The 21,514-nt window shown below is 70.0% G+C and carries 21 protein-coding genes, 1 tRNA gene and 1 other RNA gene; 10 read left to right on the top strand and 13 right to left on the bottom strand.

What is annotated here, in order from left to right; genetic code table 11:
• Positions 1–306 precede the first annotated feature (306 nt).
• From IEY36_RS05885 to IEY36_RS05875, 3 genes are all read right to left on the bottom strand, one after another.
• Positions 307–783, bottom strand: coding sequence for a thiol-disulfide oxidoreductase DCC family protein (locus IEY36_RS05885; protein ID WP_229681160.1), 477 nt, complete (start codon positions 781–783; stop codon positions 307–309).
• Between the two features lie 189 nt (positions 784–972).
• Positions 973–1,387, bottom strand: an RNA gene (rnpB, locus tag IEY36_RS05880) — RNase P RNA component class A.
• 113 nt (positions 1,388–1,500) lie between these two features.
• Positions 1,501–2,406 carry a LysR substrate-binding domain-containing protein gene (locus tag IEY36_RS05875; RefSeq protein ID WP_188965972.1) on the bottom strand — a complete coding sequence of 302 codons (906 nt, stop codon included), beginning with the start codon at positions 2,404–2,406 and terminating at the stop codon, positions 1,501–1,503.
• 116 nt (positions 2,407–2,522) lie between these two features.
• Between IEY36_RS05875 and IEY36_RS05870 the strand changes: the two genes are divergently transcribed.
• The 10 genes from IEY36_RS05870 (at position 2,523) to IEY36_RS05825 (ending at position 9,935) form a co-directional block, all read left to right on the top strand.
• Positions 2,523–2,774 (top strand): DUF1127 domain-containing protein, encoded by a 252-nt coding sequence (locus tag IEY36_RS05870; protein ID WP_188965971.1) that lies wholly within the window; start codon positions 2,523–2,525, stop codon positions 2,772–2,774.
• A 123-nt stretch (positions 2,775–2,897) separates the two neighbouring features.
• The gene (locus IEY36_RS05865) at positions 2,898–3,179 is read left to right on the top strand and encodes a PGPGW domain-containing protein (protein ID WP_188965970.1); all 282 of its coding nucleotides are present in this window, start codon (positions 2,898–2,900) and stop codon (positions 3,177–3,179) included.
• A gap of 105 nt (positions 3,180–3,284) precedes the next feature.
• Positions 3,285–3,647 carry a DUF423 domain-containing protein gene (locus tag IEY36_RS05860; protein ID WP_188965969.1) on the top strand — a complete coding sequence of 121 codons (363 nt, stop codon included), beginning with the start codon at positions 3,285–3,287 and terminating at the stop codon, positions 3,645–3,647.
• The gene (locus tag IEY36_RS05855; protein WP_188965968.1) at positions 3,644–4,552 is read left to right on the top strand and encodes an SAM-dependent methyltransferase; all 909 of its coding nucleotides are present in this window, start codon (positions 3,644–3,646) and stop codon (positions 4,550–4,552) included. The genes IEY36_RS05860 and IEY36_RS05855 overlap by 4 nt, the downstream gene beginning before the upstream one ends.
• A 96-nt stretch (positions 4,553–4,648) precedes the next feature.
• Positions 4,649–4,957 carry an EF-hand domain-containing protein gene (locus IEY36_RS05850; RefSeq protein ID WP_188965967.1) on the top strand — a complete coding sequence of 103 codons (309 nt, stop codon included), beginning with the start codon at positions 4,649–4,651 and terminating at the stop codon, positions 4,955–4,957.
• A gap of 238 nt (positions 4,958–5,195) precedes the next feature.
• Positions 5,196–5,996: a YihY/virulence factor BrkB family protein gene (locus IEY36_RS05845; protein WP_188965966.1), complete on the top strand. Its 801-nt coding sequence runs from the start codon at positions 5,196–5,198 to the stop codon at positions 5,994–5,996.
• A 35-nt stretch (positions 5,997–6,031) separates the two neighbouring features.
• Positions 6,032–7,120: an enolase C-terminal domain-like protein gene (locus IEY36_RS05840; RefSeq protein ID WP_188965965.1), complete on the top strand. Its 1,089-nt coding sequence runs from the start codon at positions 6,032–6,034 to the stop codon at positions 7,118–7,120.
• A 13-nt stretch (positions 7,121–7,133) separates the two neighbouring features.
• Complete coding sequence (locus IEY36_RS05835; protein ID WP_188965964.1) at positions 7,134–8,054, top strand: NAD(P)-dependent oxidoreductase; 921 nt, start codon at positions 7,134–7,136, stop codon at positions 8,052–8,054.
• The gene (locus IEY36_RS05830) at positions 8,051–9,787 is read left to right on the top strand and encodes a metallophosphoesterase family protein (protein WP_188965963.1); all 1,737 of its coding nucleotides are present in this window, start codon (positions 8,051–8,053) and stop codon (positions 9,785–9,787) included. Before IEY36_RS05835 ends, IEY36_RS05830 begins: the two co-directional genes overlap by 4 nt.
• A 65-nt stretch (positions 9,788–9,852) precedes the next feature.
• Positions 9,853–9,935: transfer RNA gene (locus tag IEY36_RS05825), tRNA-Leu, on the top strand.
• Positions 9,936–9,952: 17 nt separating this feature from the next.
• On the opposite strand, the gene IEY36_RS05820 is transcribed toward IEY36_RS05825, so the two are convergent.
• From IEY36_RS05820 to IEY36_RS05775, 10 genes are all read right to left on the bottom strand, one after another.
• A complete protein-coding gene (locus IEY36_RS05820; RefSeq protein ID WP_188965962.1) occupies positions 9,953–10,489 on the bottom strand; it encodes a GNAT family N-acetyltransferase in 537 nt (178 codons plus the stop codon).
• Between the two features lie 426 nt (positions 10,490–10,915).
• Positions 10,916–12,154: a hydroxysqualene dehydroxylase gene (locus tag IEY36_RS05815; RefSeq protein ID WP_188965961.1), complete on the bottom strand. Its 1,239-nt coding sequence runs from the start codon at positions 12,152–12,154 to the stop codon at positions 10,916–10,918.
• Positions 12,151–13,788, bottom strand: a complete 1,638-nt coding sequence (locus IEY36_RS05810; protein ID WP_188965960.1) for a squalene/phytoene synthase family protein — start codon at positions 13,786–13,788, stop codon at positions 12,151–12,153. The genes IEY36_RS05815 and IEY36_RS05810 overlap by 4 nt, the downstream gene beginning before the upstream one ends.
• Positions 13,789–14,095: 307 nt before the next feature.
• Positions 14,096–15,712: an acyl-CoA dehydrogenase gene (locus IEY36_RS05805; protein WP_188965959.1), complete on the bottom strand. Its 1,617-nt coding sequence runs from the start codon at positions 15,710–15,712 to the stop codon at positions 14,096–14,098.
• Positions 15,709–16,872, bottom strand: a complete 1,164-nt coding sequence (locus tag IEY36_RS05800) for an FAD-dependent oxidoreductase (RefSeq protein WP_188965958.1) — start codon at positions 16,870–16,872, stop codon at positions 15,709–15,711. Before IEY36_RS05800 ends, IEY36_RS05805 begins: the two co-directional genes overlap by 4 nt.
• Before the next feature lie 21 nt (positions 16,873–16,893).
• On the bottom strand, positions 16,894–17,736 hold the full coding sequence (locus IEY36_RS05795) for an aldose epimerase family protein (RefSeq protein ID WP_188965957.1): 843 nt from the start codon (positions 17,734–17,736) through the stop codon (positions 16,894–16,896).
• Position 17,737: 1 nt separating this feature from the next.
• Positions 17,738–18,580 carry an NAD-dependent epimerase/dehydratase family protein gene (locus IEY36_RS05790; RefSeq protein WP_188965956.1) on the bottom strand — a complete coding sequence of 281 codons (843 nt, stop codon included), beginning with the start codon at positions 18,578–18,580 and terminating at the stop codon, positions 17,738–17,740.
• Positions 18,581–18,584: 4 nt separating this feature from the next.
• A complete protein-coding gene (locus tag IEY36_RS05785) occupies positions 18,585–19,883 on the bottom strand; it encodes a TRAP transporter large permease (RefSeq protein WP_188965955.1) in 1,299 nt (432 codons plus the stop codon).
• Positions 19,884–19,888: 5 nt separating this feature from the next.
• Positions 19,889–20,455 carry a TRAP transporter small permease gene (locus tag IEY36_RS05780; protein WP_188965954.1) on the bottom strand — a complete coding sequence of 189 codons (567 nt, stop codon included), beginning with the start codon at positions 20,453–20,455 and terminating at the stop codon, positions 19,889–19,891.
• Complete coding sequence (locus IEY36_RS05775) at positions 20,452–21,453, bottom strand: TRAP transporter substrate-binding protein (protein ID WP_188965953.1); 1,002 nt, start codon at positions 21,451–21,453, stop codon at positions 20,452–20,454. Before IEY36_RS05775 ends, IEY36_RS05780 begins: the two co-directional genes overlap by 4 nt.
• Between the last annotated feature and the right edge of the window lie 61 nt (positions 21,454–21,514).

Genomic DNA, 21,514 nt, shown 5'->3' with positions numbered 1-21,514 from the left:
AGGCCCCCCGACCTCGCCGGCTCGCCCGACCATCCCGCTCCGAAACCCTCTCGCCCCCCCGAGCGTACTGGGATCCTCACGGGATGACATGGGATAACATGGGAAAACACGGGACAGCAAGGGAGAAGAATCATTGCGGCATTCAGATATTATCGAAAAAACATAGTGAATACGGATGCTTGCGAGCAGAGCTTGCAGCATTTGTTCAGCAATTGCGACGAATTTTGGAATGGTGTGTCCTGCGGGGCCCACCCGGCCGCGAGCCGACGCATCAAGGCGCTGCGGCGGTGCGGCCACATGCCGCGGTCAGCGTCGCGTTGACGACGCCGGCAGGCCGGTGAAGCGGTGCCGGTGGTCGGCCGGAACCAGGGTGCAATTCGTGCGGTGGCCAAACCACCGGTAGCGGCGCCGGGCGATGACGCCATAGGCGGCATCGCGCAGTGGTCTGGGCAGGACGGCCAAGGCCGCGAGCCATCGCCAGGGCCGTCGCAGATGGCGCAGCAGCGCGATGGCGGCATCCGAGCGCACCAACACCTGGCTTCCGTTCAGCAGCAGGAAGGTCTCGTTGAGGTCGGCGCGGGTGAAGCCGTGCCGTGCGGCCAGCGCCAAGCCTTCGTCGGACCAGGCGCCGGCGAAGCGCAGCGTCGGTGACCGCTCATGGGCGAGGATGAAGACGACCATACGGCTGCACAGCACGCAGTCGGTGTCGAAGATGAGGATGGGCCCATCGGCATCCATGAAGCGACGATAGCCGATCCGCGGGCAGAGGCGCGCTCGCGGCATGCCGAACACAGCGGATCGAGGCAGCAGCCTCCATCCAGGAGCGTACGGCGCGACCGCGCCCAGACAATCAACCGCCGAAAGAACGACAGCGGATGGCGCGAAGGCAAGCCGCGCGGATGCGCGGCGCCCGCCGTTTGAGGGCATCAACAACAATAACCGCACGGCCTCGCTGCCGCGAGGCCGTGGAGTAGCGTCAGACGGCCTGTAAGCCGGGTTCTGTCACACCCGTTGCCGGGCATGGACGGCCATTCCTCTGGAACCCGCATCGCTGCGGGCTTCGCGCGGCCAACCCGGGTGGAGAGGCGGGACCGCCCCTGCGACAACGCCCGAAGGCGCCTCGCCGTCCACCCCTATTCGGCCTTGCTCCCGGTGGGGTTTGCCGTGCCGCCGCCGTTGCCGGAAGCGCGGTGGGCTCTTACCCCACCGTTTCACCCTTGCCGCGGGGTGTTGCCCCGAGGGGCAATACGCCGCGGCGGTCTGTTCTCTGTGGCACTTTCCCTGGGGTCGCCCCCGCCGGTCGTTGACCGGCACCGTAGTCCCGTGGAGCCCGGACTTTCCTCCAGTGCGGGATCGCTCCCGCACCAGCGGCCGTCCGGCCGTCTGACGCGGGGCTCCTGTGCGCCGTGGTGCGCCCGCCCGTCAAGCTGTCGCGGCGGAGCCGCGCTTCAATCGAGCATGTTGGAGCCGCGCTCTGATCGACCAGGGCGGCGCCGCGACTCAAGCGACCCCGGCAGCTTCGGCGCGCATCCAGTCCCAGAACAATTTCGCCGGGCGACGCAGCGGACCGACCGGCCGCGCCAGATGGAAGGCGCGCGGCCCTGGTGCGGCGAAGGGATGTGCATAGACCAGCCGACCCGAGGCGATCTCGCGTTCCGCCAGATCCCCGCGCGTCAGGGCGAGGCCCAGCCCCGCCGCCGCAGCCTCGAGCGTCAGGCCGAAATCACTGAATACCAGGCCGTTGGTCGGCGCCTCCCCGCGCCAGCCGGCGGCGGCGAGCCAGCCCGCCCAATGGTCGCGATTGACGTCGAAGATCAACGGCAGGCGCTCGGCGATCGCCTTGAGCGAGGGCGTGCCGCGCAGACGGAACTGCGGCGAGCACACCGGGCGCAGGGTCTCGGCCATCAACAACTCGGCCTCGAGCCCCGGCCAGGGGGGCAGGCCGTGCCGCACCAGGAAGTCGAGCCCGTCACGCTGCGCGTCCTGCAACGCCGTGGTGGCCACCACCTCGACGCGGATCGAGGGATGCGACCGAGTGAAGCCGGCCAGTCGCGGCAGCAGCCAGCGCGCGGCGAAGGTCGGCACGACGCCGACCCGCACCTCCCCGGCGCCCTCCTGGCCGCGCCGGCGACCGCGCGAGGCGGCGCGGCGTGTCGCTTCCTCAATGCCGGCGAGCAAGGGGGCGACCTCGGCATGGTACCGCGTGGCGAGGGCGGTCGGCTCGGCACCGCGCGGGCTGCGCAGGAACAGCGGCGCGCCAAGCATCGTCTCCAACGCCGCGACGTGCCGGCTGACCGCGCCGTGCGTCAGGCCGAGCGCGGCGCCGCCCCGCCCGAAGCTGCCGGCGCGCAACGCGGCATCGAGCGCGCGAAGCTGCTCCATGCTCGGCAGGCGGGTCGGGCGCATGGCCGTGAGTATTCCTCACCTCTGGCGTGAATGCGAGGCTCTTTCGTGAGCCATGCCATGTGCGCAAGGCTTGTCGGCACGGCGCCTTCCGCAACCCCGCGCCGCAGGAGCAGATCATGTCCGTCGACCGCATCGCCAACCCCCTCCGGACCGCAGGGCACCGGGTTTCGGCCGCGGCGCCGGGGCTCATGACGCGCCTTTGGTTCACGGCTGTGGTCGCGATCGAGCGTCGCCAGGCACGTAAACTGGTCGGCCAGATGGATGACCGCATGTTGCGCGACATCGGCATCCATCGCGGCGATACCGAGCGCGCAATTCGACAGGGGCGCGACCACGGCGCGCCAGTGCAGCCGTGGTGGGGCCAATAAGGGCCGGCGTCAGGCCACGACGCCTGGGCTGAGGGTCGGGGAGGGGTCGAGGAAGCCCCCTCTCCGACGCACCATTGCGGCCGCACATTGCGCCAGCCTGTGCCGCGGCCCATCTGCGTCCGCATGGTCATCCTGCGCCCCTCACTCTCCCGCAAGACGTTCGGCTGGTCGTTGCTCACGATTGGCGCGCTCGGCTTGGTGCTACCCTTCCTGCAGGGCTTCCTGTTCCTCGCGATGGGCGTGTTCGTGCTGCGCGACCAGCATATCTGGGCGGCACGGCGCTGGGGCTGGGTGGCCGGGCGCTGGCCGCAGCAGGTCACCCGCATCGAGGAAATGGAGGCGTCTCTCGGCCGCCGTCTCGCCGGCGCCCGCGAGCGGGTGTGGCGGCTGTTCAGCCGGCCGTGACAGGCGCGGTTGCGTCTGATCGGCAATGCCTGAGCCCGCCAGGCCGCGCATGGTCACGCCGATGGCTGATTTCAGGCCCCGGCGATCTGATCTAAAGGCTCACCCATGCATCGTCTCTGGCTGTTCCTTGGTGCCCTCGTGGGCCTTGCCGCCGTCGCCCTGTCCGCCTGGGCGGCGCATGGCGCGCCGGCAGGCTTCGCCACCACACCGCGCCGCGCGGTGGACAATGCACTGATGATCCAGGGCTGGCATGCCTTCGCGCTGCTCGCCGCCGGCCTGATGGCCGAGCGCGGCAGCCGCCTCGCGCATCTCGCCGGCGCGGCCTTTGCCATCGGCACCGCGCTGTTTTGCGGGGCGGTGTGGTGGGGGGTGCTGGGGCATCCCTCGCTGGGGCCGGTGGCCCCGACCGGGGGGATGACGCTGATGGCCGGCTGGGCGTTGCTCGCCGTCGCGGCGCTGAAGCGGTGATCCGCAGCGCCTATCTCGCCGCCGAGGGGTTCGAGGCTGACCTCGCCGAGGATCTCCACCGCGCCGGCGCCCGCATCGACACCTGGCATGGACGACTGGCGCTCTCGCCAGACCTGCCGGTCACCGCTCCCTGGGCCTTGGAGGCCTGGACCGATGCGCGCGAGATCGCCGTTCCGTCCGTGAAGGCCGGCGCCGATGCGCTGCGGACGATCCAGCGCAACTGGGCCCATTACCCGCTGCTGCATCATCGCCGCTCGATGCTGCTGGCCGAGCGCCTGCCGCCGGTCAAGGCGCGTCCGCTGGTGTTTCCCGAACCGGCGCCGACCGGGCATCTCGGTGCCTGGACGTTGCTCGCCACCGACCGGATGCTGGCCAGCCCGACCAAGACCAGCCCCTTCGTCAATGGCGAGGTGCATTTCGCCGAAGACCGCGAAGGCCCGCCCTCGCGCGCCTATCTGAAGCTGTGGGAAGCGCTGACCCGCATCGGCCGGCATCCCGGCCCGGGCGAGACCTGCCTCGATCTCGGCGCCTCGCCGGGTGGCTGGACCTGGGTGTTGGCGCGGCTTGGCGCGCGGGTGACCGCGGTGGACAAGGCGCCACTCGATGCTGCCATCGCCGCCATGCCCGGCGTTTCCTGCCGGCAGGAAAGCGCCTTTGGCCTCGACCCCCGGCAGGAAGTGCCGGTCGACTGGCTGTTCTCGGACATCATTTGTTATCCGGACCGCCTGCTCGGCCTCGTGCGGCGGTGGATGGAGGCCGGCGCGGCGCGCAATTTCGTCTGCACGCTGAAGTTCCAGGGCGAGACCGATCACGCCACCGCCGCGGAATTCGCCGCGATTCCAGGAGCTTGCCTGTTCCACGGTTTCCACAACAAGCATGAACTGACCTTCGCGCTGCTCGCCTGAGTACGCTCTGGCACGGCGGCTGCAATGCCCTGTCCGCGCCAGGACGGCGTGGCCCGACAGAAGGACGGGCGACAGACCAACAAGGAGTATGCAGCCATGCAGATCATCCCGGAACGTTCGCTGACAGCGCCACAGGCGATCCGGGCCTTCCGCATGCAGAGCCAGCAGGATGCGGCTCGGCTTCAGGCTGAAGGCGGCGCACAGGAATTCGCCGCCAGGCTGCAAACATTGCAGCAACGTCCCGCCAATATGGCGGGGCCAGGTACATCCACGGGCAACACGCTCGCCGCTCTGCTCCAGCGACTGGACACCGACCAGGATGGACGGATCACGTCGCTGGAGCTGCGCGCCGCTTCTGACGGGCAGGAACCGCCGAAAGCGGCCGGGACCACGCGGGAGCCGTAGACGTCAAGGCGAGATGGCGCCGCGACGATTCCTTCCTGCCTGATTCAGGCCGAGAGCGTGCGACGCTCACGTGGGTTCACGCCGCCTGCTCCGGGCGTTCCCTGACGAGCATCTTCACGCGTTCGGAAGTTTCCATCCAACGGTGATCTGCTCTAGCTGTGACGGCATGGATGTGATGCCGCCGGTTCGTCCGCGAAGGTCTCGTCGCCGGGGCGCGATCGCCATCGGCCGGCGGGTGATGCACGCTGCCGCGTCCGACCGCATTTCCCTCACCGCCGCGGGCTGCGCCTTCTACGCCATGCTGGCGCTGTTCCCCGGCATCTTCCTGCTGGTGCTGATCTACGGCCTGGCGTTCGACAGCGCGACCGTGGAACCGCAGCTCGAAGTGTTGCGGGAGTTGGTGCCGGCCGAGACCTATCTGCTGATCGCCGACCGGCTGCATGCGCTGGTCGCGCAGCCGCGACCGGCGATGAACTGGGGGGCGATCGTCTCGGGCGGCGTGGCGATCTGGTCGGCCTCGGCCGGCACGCGGGCGATGCTCGGTGCGCTCAACATGGCGCACAACGTCGCCGAGACGCGCCGCTTCCTGCATTACCATTCGCTGGCCATCGGCATCACCCTGGCGGTGACGCTGGCGGCGACGCTCGCCATCGCGTCGCTGGTGGCGCTGCCGGGGGTGGCGGCGCTGCTCGGCCTGCCGGCACCGCAGGCCTGGGCGTTGCGCGGCACGTCGATGGCCACGCTGCTGCTGTTCGTTTTTGTCGGGCTGATCGTGGTGTATCGGCTGGGCCCCTCGGGCCAGCATCCTGGACTGCTGTGGACCTTGCCTGGCGCGGTGGTGGCGACGCTGATCTGGGCGGCGGCCTCCTTCGGGTTCACGCTGTATGTGTCGAACTTCGCGACCTATGACCTGATGTACGGGCCGCTCGGCGCCGTGGTGGTGCTGCTGATGTGGTTCTGGGTGTCGGTCTATGTCGTGCTGTTGGGGGCGGAGCTGAATGTCGCCCTGTCGGAGCTGCGCGCCTCGACGCCGGGCTGAGGGGCGGGCAGGATCGCGGCCGGAGGAACATCATCATGACGCTGCCGGTCATTGCCGAAATCCGCGTGCGCGCGGTGGACGCACCGCTCGACCCGCCGCTGCGCAACAGCCTCAACGTCATCCCGCGCGCGCCTCTGGTGATCGTCGATGTGCGGACGGCCTGCGGTGCCGCCGGCACGGCCTATGTGTTTCCCTATACGCCGGCGGCGCTGGGGCCGACCGCCGCGCTGGCGCGCAGCCTCGGTGCCGGCCTGGTCGGACGGACGCTGGCGCCGGCGACGATTTGGCGCGAGTTGCATGATGCTGGGCGCATCCTTGGCACCGAGGGGCTTGTGCAGATCGCCCTCTCGGCGCTCGACATGGCGATGTGGGATGCGCTGGCGGTGCGTGCCGGGCTGCCGCTCTGTACGTTGTTGGGTGGCGAAGCGCGGCCGGTGCCGATCTATGCGTCCCTGCGTGGCTGGGGCCCGGCGATGCTGGCCGAGGAGGCCGGCAAAGCGGTGGCGACGCTCGGTGCGCGCTGGCTGAAGTTCAAGATCGGCCATGCGCGGCTGGAGGATGACCTCGACACGGTGCGCGCGGTGCGCGAGGCCGTCGGCGATGAAGTCGGCATATTGGTGGACTACAACCAGGCGCTGTCGCTGCCTGAGGCTGAACGACGCGGCCGCGCGCTGGAGGCGCTGGATATTCGCTGGCTCGAGGAACCGCTGCCCGTGCAGGACGACGCCGGGCTGGCGGAACTGGCGCGGCGGCTGACCGTGCCGGTGCAGGGCGGCGAGAATTGGTGGGGACCGGCGAGCATGCAGCGCGCGCTCGCCGCCGGCGCGGTCGATCTGTGCATGCCGGATGCGATGAAGATCGGCGGCGTGACGGGTTGGATGCGCGCGGCGGCGATCGCGGCCGCGCATCGCGTGCCGATGTCCTCCCACATCTTCATCGAGGCCAGCGCGCATCTGCTGAATGTGACGCCGACGGCGCATCTGCTGGAACATCTGGACGTGGCGGCGCCGCTGCTCGATGTACCGCTGGCGGTGCGCGACGGCATGGCGCTGGTGGCAGACCGGCCCGGCATGGGCATTGTGTGGAATGAGGCGGCGCTGACGCAGCACGCCGCGGATGTGTGAACAGGAGAGCCCGATGCGTGCCGCTTTCGTCGATGCCAATGCCTCACTCGCCGCCATCATGCGGCGCCTGCACCGCGCTGATGACCTGCCTGTCGCCATCCATGAAGACCCCGACATCGCGCCCGAGGCGCTGCCCGCCTTGCTGAAGGGTGTCGAGATCGCCATCGACGACCACACGCATTTCCCCGTCGATGTCGTGAAGCGGTGTCCGGACCTCAAGCACATCGTCTTCCTTGGCACCGGTGCGCGGTCCTACATGGACCCCGAGGCGCTGGAGGCCGAATGCGGCGTGAAGGTCCACATCATCAAGGGCTATGGCGACACGGCTGTGGCTGAGATGGCCTTCGCCCTGATGTGGGCGGCGGCACGGGGCATCGGTCCCACCCATCATGCGATGACCGGCGGCGGCTGGCCGCGCGACGAGGGCATGCAACTGACCGGCAAGACTGTCGGCATCGTCGGTTTCGGTGGCATCGGTGCGGAGATGGCGCGGCTGTGCAACGGAGCCGGCATGAAAGTGCTGGCCTGGAACCGGACGGCAAAGACGCATCCGGGCGTGACCTTCACCGATCTCGACACGCTGCTCGAGCAAAGCCATGTCGTCTCGCTGCATCTGCTGCTGAATGACGAGACGCGCGGATTCCTCTCCGCGGAACGTCTCGCGAAGATGCGCCCCGGCGCGCTGTTCGTGAACACCGCGCGCGGGGCGATCGTCGATGAGCCCGCGCTGATCGAGGCGCTGCGCAGCGGGCGCATGGGCGCCGCCGGGCTCGATGTGTTCGTCGAGGAGCCGCTGCCGGCGGGGCATCCGATCGCCGCGCTGCCCAATGTCACGCTGACCTCGCATTCCGCCTTCCGCACGCCGGAAGCGACGGACAATCTGCTGGAGGCCTCGCTGGAACACTGCCGACGGATCCTGCGCGAGGGCGCGTGAGCTTCATCGACCCGCGGGACGGCGACCTCGAGGACGACGCCTCCAGCACCTCGCGTCATTCGCTGCTCGGCCATGCCTCGCGCATGCTGCTCGAGATCAGCCTGCCCAAGCTCGCCTTGGCGGCGGTCATGCTGCTGGTGGTGCCGGCACTGTTTCTCGGCGCCGTGCCGAAACTCGTGCTGTGGGTGACCGAGACGGCTTGGCATGGTGTCGCGCGTTTCGGGGTGATCATCGCCCTGGTCAGCTTCACGTTGATCGCCGGCATCGCTGTCTGGCGCTGGGGCCGGACGTTGTTCCGTGTCGTCGAGCGCAATTTCTGGGCGCTCAATGCGGGCCTGGTGCAGCCGCTCTACACGGCACTGCGGGAAGCGACGCGCCTCGCGTTGGAATCTGCCGCACCCGACCGCCCGCTCGCGACGACGCGGCGCGATGCGGGGCTCGTCGCCGGCGTGATCATCGCGCTGCTGGGCGCCGCCGTCGCCTGGTGGGCGGGGCCGCTGCCCACCCTGCGCGTCGCTGCCTTCGGTGCCGGTGATCTCGTGGGCATCGCGCTCGATGCCATCCGCAACGGCGTCTGGGTCATCGCGGTCTATCTGATGGTCGGCGCGCCGGCCTGGAGCATTGCCGAGGCGCTCGCCGGCACGCCACAGGACATCGGCCCACCCGATATTGGCGAGCCGCGTTGGCGTGTCGCGCATCTGTCGGACATCCACCTCGTTGGCGATGCCTTCGGCTTTCGACTTGAATGCGGGCGCGACGGGCCGCGCGGCAATGAGCGGTTCGACCGGGTGCTGGAATTGCTGGAGGCGGAGGATGCCGTGCAGCGCCTCGATGTCGTGCTGATCACCGGCGACATCACCGATGCCGCTCGCAATGCCGAGTTCATCGCCTTCGAGGAAGCCCTCGCGCGCCACCCGTCGCTGCGCGACCGCATCCTGATCATCCCCGGCAATCACGACGTGAACATCGTCGATCGTGCCAATCCGTCGCGGCTGGAACTGCCGATCGCGCCGGGCGGGCCGCTGCGGCGGCTGCGCTTCCTCTCGGCCATGGCGCGGCTGCAGGGGCGGCGGGTGCGCGTCGTCGACCATGACAGCAAGCGCGTCGGTCCGACCTTCGATGCCTGGCTCGCGCAGGATGGCCGCGGCGAGACGTTGGCGCGCTTCATGGATGATGGCGGGCTGCGCGCCGGCCTCGCCGCGCGCGCGACCTGGAACGAGGCCTTCCCGCTGATCGCCCCGCCGCCGACGCCCGATGGGCTCGGCGTGGTGCTGCTCGATTCCAATGCCGAGACGCATTTTTCCTTCACCAACGCGCTCGGCATCCTCGGCATGAGCCAGCTGCGCGCGGCGGAGGCGGCGATGCGCGAGTGGCCGCAGGCGCGCTGGCTGGTCGCGCTGCATCATCACCTGGTGGAATATCCGCGCCCCGGGGCGTCGCTCGCGGAGCGCATCGGTACCGCGCTGGTCAACGGACATTGGGTGCTGCGGCGGCTGCGGCGGCATGCGCGGCGGATCGTGGTACTGCACGGCCACCGGCATTATGACTGGATGGGCCGCAGCGGGGCGTTGCGCATCATCTCGGGACCCTCACCGGTGATGGGCGCGCTGGACCATGAAGCGCGATATTTCTGGCTGCATGCCTTGGCGCCGGCGGCCGATGGCGGTCTGGTGTTGCTTGCACCGCAGCGGATCGAGGTGCCGGGCCATGGCCCCGTGACAGAGCGGGGTTAGCGGGGATACTTCCCTTCTTCGGCGATTCGGTCGGGGCTGATCGTGCTGCCGAGGGGATCTACAGCGCCCGCCTGGCGGAATGGTAGACGCAGCGGACTTAAAATCCGCAGTCCGCAAGGACATGCCGGTTCGAGTCCGGCGGCGGGCAAATCCTTCGATGCCGGGCTATGGCGTCACCTCGGCGCCGGCCGTCTGCCCCAGCAGCGCCTGCTCGCGCGGCAATTCGAACCACAGGCAGGGCTCGTCCCGCCCTCGCGCGGGGCACCAGATGCGCCCCTCGCCCATCGGCGCCATGCCGAGCAGCCGGACCACCGCGAGAGACGGCGCATTGTCCCCCTGCACCGCGGCGCGCAGCCGCTGGATATCCATCAGTGCGAAGGCCTCGCGCATCGCCGCCGGCGCGGCCTCGCGCATATAGCCGTGACCATGGAAGCCTTCGCCGAGCCAATAGGTGATCAAGCCGGTCTCCGGAGCGCCCGGCGCGCGAGAGATGCTGATCCAACCCATCACGGCACCATCGGCGCGCCGTTCGACGATCAGTGGCAGGGACCGGCGCTCTGCCGCCGCCATGCGCACGCCGGAGATGCGGTCTAACGCCATGACGGGCGTGTACGGCACCGGCCAGGAGGCCAAGCGTCGGCTGATAGCCTCGCTCATGAGCGCGGCGAGCGACATCGCATCGCGCTCTTCAGCGCAGCGCAAGCGAAGCCGTTCCGTATCAACGGGCGGAAGTGTTTGCGTAGCCACGACCATATGGTGAGAGTGCCTTTTTCAGGATTATGGTACCAGAAAGTTGAGCAATTTCTCGGCAATCGCCTGTCGTGACGGGTCAAATAACCGTGGCGGCGATAGCCCACCATGCCGGACCCGTGCCGCAAGGTCGTGCCGGTATGAAATCCTTGCCCTGGCTGGATGCGTTCCTCGCCTGAACGACTGACCTCAGCCGAGGCTGGGGCGTCGGGATGGCCGACGTCGCGCATATCCTGATCGGACGAAATCGGCCCGCACCCCCGCGCGGCCGCCCAACGACAGCATTGAGAATGGATGGCCGCGCGGGGGTGCGGGCCGGTACAGACTCAGCTTGGGCGGAATTTGCGCCAGCGCCCGGCGATGCAGGCCTGACCGGGATTACCCCCGGCGACCACGTGTCAATTGGCGGCCAATGGCCGTCGCCGCCGCCTCGCCCGACAGCGCCGCGGCCTCGATCGTTGCGGGCAGGCCGGGCCAGGTCCAGTCCCCGGCCAGGGCCAGGTTACGCAGTGGCAGGCGCGGTGCGACCGGCGGAAAGCCGACGCCGTGGCGCGGCGTGGCCCGGCGTTCCTTCACCGCCCGGCAGCCCGGTGGCGCCTTGGGCCAATCGCCCGGCAGGCCGAAGGCGGCGGCGGCGGTGCGGATCTCCGCCCAGGCACGCGGCGCGAGGGTCTCGATTGCCTCGTCGGCCTCCGCATCGGCGGCGCTGACCGTGACGCTGATGCCCGATGGCCGCACCAGCACCCATTGCACCAGCCCGCCGAGCACACCGAGGAAACGCACCGGCCCCACCCCGGCGCGGGGGAAGTGCAGGTTCAGGATCGGCGCGTGGCGTTCCGGCACGCGCAGGCCGGTGATCAGCCGCGCGGCTTCCCACGGCGGCATCGCGAGGATGGCGGTATCGCCGGTGCCCAGCGTCAGCGTCTCGCCGCCGATATGCAGCGCGACGGCCTGCTGCTCGGCCGTGGTGATCGCGCGCAGCCGGGCGCCGAGGCGCAGCGCCACGCCGGCGGCCTCCAACGCCGCCATGGCCGGAGTGATGAGGTTCGGTCCCAACCCGTCGCGCGCCACCAACAGCCGTGCCGCTCCGGCGCCCCCCAGGCGCCGCAATACCTGGCCGAGCCGGGCCGAGGAGGCCTCGGCGACCGGCGTGTTCAGCGCGGCGACGGTCAGCGGTTCGACGAAGCCGCGCAGCAGCGCCGGGTGCCTGGCCATCACCGCCGCCACCGGCCGGTCGGTGATCCCCGCCGCCATGGAGCCCAGCGCCAGCAGGCCACCGAAGCTGAGCCCCGGCGGCCGTCGCGCTGGGTCCCGCCAAGCCAGCGGCGCGGCGGCGATGCGGCGCGCGGCACCATCCGCCAGGTCGAGCAGCGGCAACCCGTCTGGCTCGGGCTCGACCCAGCCTTCCCGCGCGCCGATGGCGTCGAGGAAGCCCAGCGCCGCGTGGTTCGCGCCCATCAGCGCATGGGTGCCGTTGTCGGTGCCGTCCGGCAGCGCGCGGCAGCGGCCGCCGACCAACGGGGCAGCGTCATGCAGCGTCACCGCATGGCCGGCGCGGGACAGGGCGAGAGCCGCGACCATCCCGGCAATCCCGGCGCCGACGACATGCACGCTCATCGCGCGGCGATCGGGGCCAGGCGCAGGGCGAAGGCGGCCATGCGCGCCTTCTCGGCGGTGGTCAGGCGCGGCCGCGCGCGGGGTGGGGCGAAGCCGCGCGCTACCAGCCGGTCGAACAGCCTGCGATAACCCCACATCATGATGCGCGCCGGCAGCAGCGCGGGGCTGCCGAGACGGTGCAACTCCGCCTCTGCCAGCCCGAAACCGGCTTCCGCCCGGGCGGCAATCTGCCGCGCGACGGAGGCGATGCCGGGCGCGGCGAGGATGCGCGCGGCCGGTCCATCGTCGATGCCCTGCGCCGCCAGCATGTCGAGTGGCAGATAGACCCGGTCGCGTGTCGCATCCTCGTCGAGGTCGCGCAGGATGTTCACCAATTGCAGCGTCTGGCCGAGGGCGTGGCCAAACGCGACCGCCTCGGGCGCGCCGAATATACGCACCGCCATCGCACCGACGCTGCCGGCGACGCGGCGGCAATACAGCGCCAGCGCAGCGGAATCGGCGAGGCGGACGATGGGCGCGGCATCGGTCCGCATGCCGTCGATCATCGCGTGACATTCCTCGACCGGCAGCGCGTAACGGTCGCGCGCGCGGGCGAGCTCGCGCGACAGGGCGCAGTTTGGCCGCGCAAGTTTGCGGCGCCAGTCTGCGAGGAAGCGTTGCTTCTCGGCATCGGGCATGGCGCCGTCGGCGATGTCGTCCACCACGCGGCAAAAGGCATAGACCGCCCAGAGCGCGCGACGCCGGTCGCCGCGCAGCGCGGCCATGCCGCGGGTGAAGGACGACCCGGCGGCGGCGACACGCGCACGCACCAGCGCGGCATCGGAACGCCCGCGGAAGGGCGCAGCGAGGAAGGCACGCAGCGCATCGGCCTTGGTGAGTGCGACACGCGTGGTGACGGGGTCCGCTGCGCGCAGCCGCGCCAGCAGCCGACGCGCCATCGCCAGCGTGACGGCGGCTTCCATGGCGAGGCGGCGCGAGGCGACCAGGCGCGGCAGCGCGGCGGCCGCGTCGAGCCGTTCGGCCACGCGGTCCAGCGCGGCATCAAGCACGGCGCGGCGCGGTGCGATGTTGGCAGGGGCGAAGAAGGCGGCCTCGCCCCCGGACAGCGCGACCCAGGATGTGGGAAGATAGACGCGGTCCAGCGCGGCGAGGTCCGGCACCAGATCCTGCAGATGGTTGAGGATCTGCAAGGCGGTGCTGAGCGCATCCGCGGCCTCTGCCGCGTCAGGCGCCGCTTCGTCATGCAGGCGCAGCAGCATCCGCCCGACCGGATTGGCCGATGCCGCGCAGTAGGCTTCGAGCGCCGCCCAATCGGCGTAGCGATGCTGCGTCGCGTCCTGGCGGAAGGCATGGAGCATGCGGCGCGCTTCGGCCGTGCCGGCGGCGTTGGCGTGCAGGACCTGCGCGGCGTGTTCGGTCGTGGCGGGGTCATCCAGCGCGCGGTCCAGCGCGTCGAGGCGGGCGAGCTTTTCGTCGGATGTCAGCGCGGGGCTGTCGGCGATGTCGTCGGCGGTGCGCACGAAGCGATAGAAGCCGAGCACCTTCGGGCGCAGCGCAGGTGCAATGAGCCGCGAGGCGACGGGGAAGTTCTCGCTGCCCGCATCGCGAGTTGGGGGGGTGGCGGCGAGGGTCATGGTGTCGTTGGCTCGGGGCGGGCGCGGCAGCCTTGGAGGAGCGCTGCCCCTTCAGACCACGGCTTCACGCTCCTATCGACAATGCTGCGCATCCCCGATCGGGTCCTGAACGTGCCGTGCACACTTCTGTCGGCGCCGTTCTTCACGGCCAGGACCGGCGCCGTGACCCGCCTCGGTGCGCGGCGTCCGCGATGCGGGCCACCGCGACAGTCCTGCCCAACGCCCGAAGGAGGTTTCCAAAGGCCCTTAGGCCTTTGGTGGGGTGGCTTGGAGGGGCGACGCCCCTCCAGTTCCCGCGCTGGGCCGTTCAAGCCGCCAGCGCCCCCTCGATCTCCGCGATGCGCCCTGCCGTGCGCGGCAGCAACCGGCGCAGATAAAATTCCGCCAGAGCGCCATATGCCTTGCCGTCCTCGGCCGCCGCCCGCGCCAGCATCCAGCCGCCGAGCAGCCAGCCTGCCGCTTCAAGGTACGTGACGGCAACCGACTGCGCCGCCTCCGCATCGCGCCCCTGCGCGTCCAGCACCAGGGTCGTCGCGGTGTCGAGCCGGTCGGCGGCGGTGCGCAGCCGGGGGTCGGGGAGGCGCCGGACCTCGTCGAGCAGGACGCGCATCTCCGCGCCGCCATCCTTCGCGAGTTTGCGCACCAGCAGGTCGATCGCCTGGATGCCGTTGGTCCCTTCGTAGATCGGGGCGATGCGCGCGTCGCGCAGCATCTGCGCCGCGCCGGTATCCTCGACGAAGCCCATACCGCCATGCACCTGGATGCCGGTGGACGCTGTCTCGACACCACGATCGGTGCACCAGGCCTTCAGGATCGGCGTCAGCAGGGCGAGGCGCGTCTGTGCATGTTCGTCGCCCAGCAAGCGGTGACGGTCGACGCAGAGCGCGGTCTCCAGCGCCAGCAGTCGGCCGGCGAGGGTGATGGCGCGCATTTCCATCAGCATGCGCTGCACATCGGGGTGCTGGGCGATCGGGCGGCCGCCCTGCACGCGCATCTCGGCGTAGCTCTCGGCGAGGCGCAGCGCGGCCGCGCCATGCGCGACACCCTGCGTGCCGACGCCAAGCCGCGCATTGTTCATCATGGCGAACATCGCGTTCAGGCCGCGATGCGGCTCGCCGACCAGTTCGGCCTCGGCGCCCTCGAACAGCATGACGCAGGTGGGCGAGGCGTGGATGCCCATCTTGCGCTCGATGCCGCCGCAGCGGAGGTCGTTGCGCGTGCCGTCCTCCTTCAGCTTGGTGGCGACGAACAGGCTGATGCCGCGCGAGCCCGGCGGTGCATCGGGCAGGCGGGCGAGCACCAGGTAGACGATGTTGTCGGTGCAGTCGTGCTCACCCCAGGTGATGAAGATCTTCTCGCCGCGCAGGGCGTATTTGCCGTTGCCGAGCGGCTCCGCCCGCGTCTTCAGCACGCCGAGGTCGCTGCCCGCGCCGGGTTCGGTCAGGCACATCGCGCCGGTCCATTCGCCGGTCACCATCTTCGGCAGCCAGCGGTCGGCCTGGTCCGGCGTCGCGTAGTGCACCAGGCAGTCGATCGCGCCCGCGGTCAGCAGCGGGCCGAGCATGAAGGAGGTATCCGCCGCCATGCCGAGCTCGGTCATCGCGATCCACAGCGAGGCCGGCAGGCCTTGCCCGCCATGCGCCTCGGGTGCAGCGAGGGATTGCCAGCCGCCTTCGACCCATTGCGCGTAGGACGCCGGATAGGAAGGCGGCGTGGTGACGACGCCATTGGCGTAGATCGCGCCATGCCGGTCGGCGGCGGCGGCGTTGGGCAGCAGCACCTCGGTGCAGAAGCGGTCGGCCTCGGTGACGATCTGGGCGATGTCCTCGGCGCCGAGCGGCGCGCCGGCCTGTTCGGTCAGCGCCGGCAGGCCGACCACGCGGGTCAGGCCGAAGATCAGGTCGGTGGCGGCGGTGGAGCTCATGCGGTGGCACCTTCCAGGGCGGCGAGCAGGCCAGGGGCAGGGGGTGCTTCGCCCGCCGCCCAGCCGGGCAGAGCGGGCATCAGCGCGGGATCGGCGACAGCGGCGGCCAGGGCCAGGCCCAGCAGAGGCCCGAACTTGAAGCCATGGCCGGAAAAGCCGGACATCACCAGGCAGCGCTCGCTCAGCGGTTCGATGACGAAGCGCTCGCCATCCTCGACATCGTAGTAGCACGCCCGCGCACCGAGGATGCGGTAGCCCGCCATGTCCCGCAGGCGAGGGCGCGCGAAGGCGAGGATTTCCTCGGCTTCATCCGCCGTTGCCTCGCGCGGGTCGGCCTGCGCATCACCGCGTCGGGAGAAGCGATGGTCGCCGATCTTCAGCGGCGTGCCGGCGACCGGCGGCACGGCGTAGAAGCCGCCATCCTCCGCCAGGTCGAGCAACATGGGCGCGCGCGACCAGCCCTCGCGGTGCGGCGCCGGCGGTTCCAGCCGCACGATGATCTGGCGCGAGGCGACGACGCGCGGTGCCAGCGCGGCCGGCAGCAGGCGTGGCGCCCAGGGACCGGCGGCGACGACCAGAAGGTCGGCGGCGCGCTCGCTGCCGTCCTCCAGCAGCAACGTGGCGCGGGTCGGGTCGACGGAGGCGGCGCGGGCCTGCTCGATCTCCACGCCGCGGTCAGCGCAGGCGCGCACCAGCCCTGCGATGATGCGCTCGGCCAGCAGCACGCCACCGCTGGCCATGTGGAAGGCGGCGCCGATGCCGGCCTCGGTGAAGATCGGGAAGCGGCTGGCGACCTGTTCCGCCGTCAGGTCGGTGACGGCGTGGCCATCGCCCCGCAGCGTGGCGCGACTGTCGCCCAGCCAGCCCGAGGCGGTGCCGGAGACGGCGAGCACCCCGGTCGGGATGTGCAGCACCTCGCCCAATTCGCGCCAGACCTGGTCCCAGGCGGCATAGGCCGGGTCGATCATGCGCATGTACCCAGCTTGCGCCCCGTAGGCGTGGCGGATCAGCCGGTGGTGGTCTACCGAGGCGCCGCGCGGGTTCGGCACCGGGTCCTGTTCGACGATGCGTACCGCGAAGCCCTGGCGCGTGAGCGCCCAGGCAGCGGACAGGCCCATGATTCCGGCGCCCAGGACAAGGGCGGTGCGAGGCGTTCCCATGCCCCCATCCTATGCCGTGCCTCAGGGCTGGTGTGAACTCTCCGCGCGCAACGTGATGCGTCCGGTCATGGATTCACCCGGGGCGAGCTGCCGCATCGGGCCGAGCGACGCCATCGCCGGCCGATTCGCCACATCGGGCAAGTGGGAGGATGGCTCGACGCACAGCACCGGAAGCGCGGGCGGGGCATAGACCTGCAGGTTGCCCGCCAGCGCCCCGGTCGCCCGCATGTGCAGGGTGAGGTGCGGCCAGGTGATGGTCGCCACCCCGTCCCATCCGGCGAAATGGGTGTCGAGGCCGAGAAACGCGTCCTCCCCGCCATCCAGCCCGTGACTCGGCGTCGCGGCGACAGGCAGGCAGCGCTCGTCATGGGTGCAGCGATGGGTGGCGCGGAAGGACAGAAGCGTGCCGGGCGGGCGGACAAACCAGGGATGCCAGCCGGCGCCGAAGGGCATCGGTGCCTCGCCCCGATTGGTCACGGTAAAGTCAAGCGAGAAACCCGCCGCATCAAGCATGACGGCGAGCAGCGTCTCGTAGTGATAAGGCGCGGCATCGACCTGTTGGGTCAGCAGGACGCGGTCCGGTGCCTGGCCCTCGACCAGAAAGGGTCGGTCGCGCGACAGGCCGTGAATGGCGGTGCCGTCCTGCGCCCGGTTGATCGGCAGGCGATGCGGCCCGAGCCGCCCGCCATCGAGGCGGTTCGCCCAGGGGATCATCCAGAAGGCGCCGAAAGGACCGCCGAGCGGGGTGCCAACCGGCGCCGGCACCAGGATGTCCTGGCCGCTGAAGCGCAGCGCCGTGATGCCGCCGCCATCCTCCGGTGCCAGCCAGGCGGACCAGCCGCCGCCATCGAGGCTCAGCGCCACCTCAGTCCTCGAGCGCGAAGGGGTCGCGCGGGGAGGGCGTGGCGCGCGAATACTCCATCGTCGGGAAGCCGCCGCCCTGGTAGCGCTCGGTGATCGGGTCGGCGGTGATGTGGCCGACCTCGGCGCGGTATGGCTCCGCGGAGTCCTGCGGCGCCCAGCCGATGCGCTCGCGGTGGTCGCGGCCCCAATAGGAGGCGGGGTTGTCGGAACAGGCCCAGATCACCGCATGGCCGGCGCGCTCGGCGAGCACGCAGCGTTCGCACAGCCGCGTCAGGTCGGCATAGGACAGCCAGGTGGACAGCATCCGCCGGTCGACCGGCTTGGGGAAGCAGGACCCGATGCGCAGGTTGACGTTCTCGACGCCGTGCTTGTCCCAGTACATCCGGCCCATGAGTTCGCCATAGGCCTTGGACAGGCCGTAATAGCCGTCGGGGCGGAAGGCGCAGTCGTAGTCCAGCCGCTCCGCATTGCCGCTCGGCCGTTCGTGGAAGCCGATGGAATGGTTGGAACTGGCGAAGATCACGCGCGCACCTTCACGGCGGGCGGCCTCATAGACGTGATAGAGGCCGCGCAGGTTCGGGCCGAGCACTTCCTCGAACGGCCGTTCCACCGAGACGCCACCGAAATGCAGGATGGCGCCGCAGCCTTCGGCCTGGCGCAGCAGCGCCACGCCGTCGTTGATGTCCGCCTTCACGAAGGACGCGCCGGAGGGCAACGGGTCGGGGAAGGGCGTGATGTCGGTCAGGCGCAGCCGCCAGCCTTGGTCGCCCAGCGTCTTCGCCAGATGGCGGCCGAGATTGCCGGAAGCGCCCGTCAGCAGGACGGGTTTGGTGGGTGCGGTCATGGCATCAGCCTCCGTAGCCGAGCAGCAGGCGCGGCAGGGTCAAGGACACCGCAGGCCAATAGGTGGTGAGTGCGAGCGCGACAAGGATCGCCCCCCAGAAGGGGATGATGGTCTTCATGATGTGCTCGATGCGGATATTGCCGATCGCGCAGCCGACGAACAGCACCGCCCCGACCGGCGGCGTGGTCAGGCCGAGGCCGAGATTCATCATCATCACCATGCCGAACTGCACGGGGTCCATGCCGATCGCCACAACCACCGGCAGGAAGATCGGCGTGGTGATCAGGATCAGCGCCGCCATGTCCATCACGCAGCCGAGCAGCAGCAGGCACACATTGATCATCAGCAGGATGACGATCGGGTTGTCGCTGATCGCGAGCATCCCTTCCGTCAGCAGGTCCGGCAGGCGGTACATCGCCAGCAGCCAGGCGAAGGCGGTGGCGGTGCCGACCAGCAGGAACACCACCGCCGTGGTGCGCACCGAGGCGCGCACGGCGACCACGAAGCTCTCCCAACTGAGTGCTCGATACACGAAGACAGTGACGAGCAGCGCCCAGATCGTGCCGAAGGCGGCACTTTCGGTCACCGTGAAGATGCCGCTCAACACCCCGCCCAGGATGATGACCGCCGTGAGCAACCCGGGCAGCGCATCGACGAAGGCCCAGGCCAGGTGGCGGAAGCCCTGCCAACCATCGGCCGGGTAGCCTCGCCGAACCGCCATGACATAGGCCGCGACGGCGAGCAGCAGGCACATCAGGATGCCCGGCACGATGCCTGCGATGAACAGCGCGGTAACCGAGATGCCGCCGCCAGCCGCCAGCGAATACAGGATCATGTTGTGGCTGGGCGGGATCAGGATGCCGGCGATCGACGACGTCACCGTCAGGGACACGGCATAGTCCACGCCATAGCCCTTGGCCTTCATCGCCGGGATCAGGATGACGCCGGTCGCCGAGGTATCGGCCACGGCGGAGCCGGAGATGCCGCCGAACAGCATCGAGGTCGAGACATCGACCATCCCGAGCCCTCCGCGCATCCAGCCGACGGCGGCCGAGGCGAGCGCGACCAGCCGCCGCGCGATGCCGCCATGCAGCATCAATTCGCCGGCGAAGATGAAGAATGGGATGGCGAGAAGCGAGAAGATGCTCATCCCGCTCGCCATCTGCTGGAAGGCGACAGCGGGGTTCAGGCCTTCATACAGAAAGCCCGCCACGGCGGCGATGCCGAGGCAGAAGGCCACCGGCACGCCGGCGACGATGCCGATGCCGAAGATCGCGAAAATCAGCAGGAGACCCGGTTCCACGCAGACTACTCCAGGAAGGCGGCGGAGATGCCGCGCTGTTCCGGTCCCTCCGGCGAGAAGATGTCGTGCAGCACCTGCTCGATGGCGTAGAGCACCATCAGCCCGCCGCCGACGACCATGGGCGCATAGGTCCAGCCCTGGCTGATGCCGAGCAGCGGGATCTTGAAGGCGCCGACCATCGACACGAGTTCCCACGACCACCAGGCCATGGCCGCGCCAAAGGCGCCCATCAGCACATCGCAGCCCAGCGCCACCCAGCGCTGCATGCCGAGCGGCAGCATCTCACGCAGGCCCAGCACCGAGAGGTGGAAGCGTTCACGCACCCCCACCGCCGCCACCGGCATGGCGATGGCGAGAATGGCGAGCGTCGCGGCGCGCTCGATCCAGGTCGGCGTGTCGTTCAGCACGTAGCGGCCGAACACCAGCCAGCCCATCATCGCCACCAGCCCGACCAGGGCGATGCCGGCCAGGGTGATGGTCAGGGCGGACAGCCAGCCCAAGGCACGGGAGAAGGCGCGTAGCGCCGCGGGCTCCTGACGGGCCCGCGGCGCCGTGGTGTCCGCAGTGCTCACGGCATTTCGCGGATCTGGCGCACCAGGGCGGCCAGGCGCGCTTCCGAGGCGTATTTCGCGTAGACCGGCTCCATCAGTGCGGCCCAAGGGGAGCGGTCGGTGATCTCGATGACTGTCACGCCGGCGGCGACCACGCGCTCACGCGACACGCGCTCGCGTTCCGCCCAGGCAGCGCGCTGGATGCGTGCGGATTCCTGCGCTGCCTCACGCAGGATGGTGCGGTCCGCCGGGCTCAGCCGACCCCAGCGCTGCGCCGAGACGGCCAGCACTTCCGGCACGTTGGAATGCTCGGTGGTGGAATAGAAGCGCGCCACCTCGAAGTGGCGGGTCGATTCATAGGACGGCCAGTTGTTCTCCGCCCCGTCGATCACGCCCGATTGCAGGGAGGTGAAGACCTCGCCGAAGGGCAGCGGCGTCGGGTTGGCGCCGAGGTTGCGCATCAGGTCGATCCACAGATCCGACGTCTGCACGCGGATCTTCATGCCGCGCAGATCGGCCGGCGTGCGCACCGGGCGCGTCGTGTAGATGCTGCGCGCCCCGGCGTCGTACCAGGACAGCGCGATGATGCCGATCTTCTCGAGATCGGCGGCAATCGCCTCGCCGGCCGGCCCGTCGATCGCCGCCTGCATGTGCGCGACATTGCGGAACAGGAAGGGCAGCGTCACGACATTGGTCGTCGGCGCCAGGTTGTTGAAGGGCGAGAGGTTGAAGTTCGCGAAGTCGATGGTGCCCAGCCGCATCTGCTGGATCGCCTCGTCCTGCTGGCCGAGCTGCGCGGAATGGAAGGTGCGCATGCGGATGCGGTTGTTGGTGCGCTCGCCGACGATCCGGGTGAAGGCATCCATACCGATGCCGTTGGGGTAGTCGGCAGCATGGATGTTCCAGCCGCGCCATTCCTGCGCGGCAGCGGGGGCGGCGCCGAGGCCGAGCATACCGAGCGCCGCGGCGGCGACGGCAGCGAAAAGGACGCGGCGGGGCCGCGTGGTCTTGGGGGGCATGGAAGTCTCCTCGAACGGGGGCGGTGGTCCGCTCCTCGGGTGGTTAACTGCAATAGCAGAT

The organism is Neoroseomonas lacus (assembly GCF_014644535.1).
In the GTDB taxonomy this organism is placed as follows: domain Bacteria; phylum Pseudomonadota; class Alphaproteobacteria; order Acetobacterales; family Acetobacteraceae; genus Neoroseomonas; species Neoroseomonas lacus.
Note: the sequence above shows the minus strand (reverse complement) of the source record. Positions and strands in the feature narration are given on the sequence as shown.

What these genes read in the sequence shown, in the direction of transcription:
- IEY36_RS05870 (WP_188965971.1), top strand. Translation starts at nt 2,523, where the DNA reads ATGTCCGTCGACCGCATCGCCAACCCCCTCCGGACCGCAGGGCACCGG.
- IEY36_RS05875 (WP_188965972.1), bottom strand. Translation starts at nt 2,406, where the DNA reads ATGCGCCCGACCCGCCTGCCGAGCATGGAGCAGCTTCGCGCGCTCGAT.
- IEY36_RS05885 (WP_229681160.1), bottom strand. Translation starts at nt 783, where the DNA reads ATGCCGCGAGCGCGCCTCTGCCCGCGGATCGGCTATCGTCGCTTCATG.
- IEY36_RS05775 (WP_188965953.1), bottom strand. Translation starts at nt 21,453, where the DNA reads ATGCCCCCCAAGACCACGCGGCCCCGCCGCGTCCTTTTCGCTGCCGTC.
- IEY36_RS05810 (WP_188965960.1), bottom strand. Translation starts at nt 13,788, where the DNA reads ATGACCCTCGCCGCCACCCCCCCAACTCGCGATGCGGGCAGCGAGAAC.
- IEY36_RS05850 (WP_188965967.1), top strand. Translation starts at nt 4,649, where the DNA reads ATGCAGATCATCCCGGAACGTTCGCTGACAGCGCCACAGGCGATCCGG.
- IEY36_RS05805 (WP_188965959.1), bottom strand. Translation starts at nt 15,712, where the DNA reads ATGAGCTCCACCGCCGCCACCGACCTGATCTTCGGCCTGACCCGCGTG.
- IEY36_RS05800 (WP_188965958.1), bottom strand. Translation starts at nt 16,872, where the DNA reads ATGGGAACGCCTCGCACCGCCCTTGTCCTGGGCGCCGGAATCATGGGC.
- IEY36_RS05835 (WP_188965964.1), top strand. Translation starts at nt 7,134, where the DNA reads ATGCGTGCCGCTTTCGTCGATGCCAATGCCTCACTCGCCGCCATCATG.
- IEY36_RS05790 (WP_188965956.1), bottom strand. Translation starts at nt 18,580, where the DNA reads ATGACCGCACCCACCAAACCCGTCCTGCTGACGGGCGCTTCCGGCAAT.
- IEY36_RS05860 (WP_188965969.1), top strand. Translation starts at nt 3,285, where the DNA reads ATGCATCGTCTCTGGCTGTTCCTTGGTGCCCTCGTGGGCCTTGCCGCC.
- IEY36_RS05865 (WP_188965970.1), top strand. Translation starts at nt 2,898, where the DNA reads ATGGTCATCCTGCGCCCCTCACTCTCCCGCAAGACGTTCGGCTGGTCG.
- IEY36_RS05840 (WP_188965965.1), top strand. Translation starts at nt 6,032, where the DNA reads ATGACGCTGCCGGTCATTGCCGAAATCCGCGTGCGCGCGGTGGACGCA.
- IEY36_RS05815 (WP_188965961.1), bottom strand. Translation starts at nt 12,154, where the DNA reads ATGAGCGTGCATGTCGTCGGCGCCGGGATTGCCGGGATGGTCGCGGCT.
- IEY36_RS05845 (WP_188965966.1), top strand. Translation starts at nt 5,196, where the DNA reads ATGCACGCTGCCGCGTCCGACCGCATTTCCCTCACCGCCGCGGGCTGC.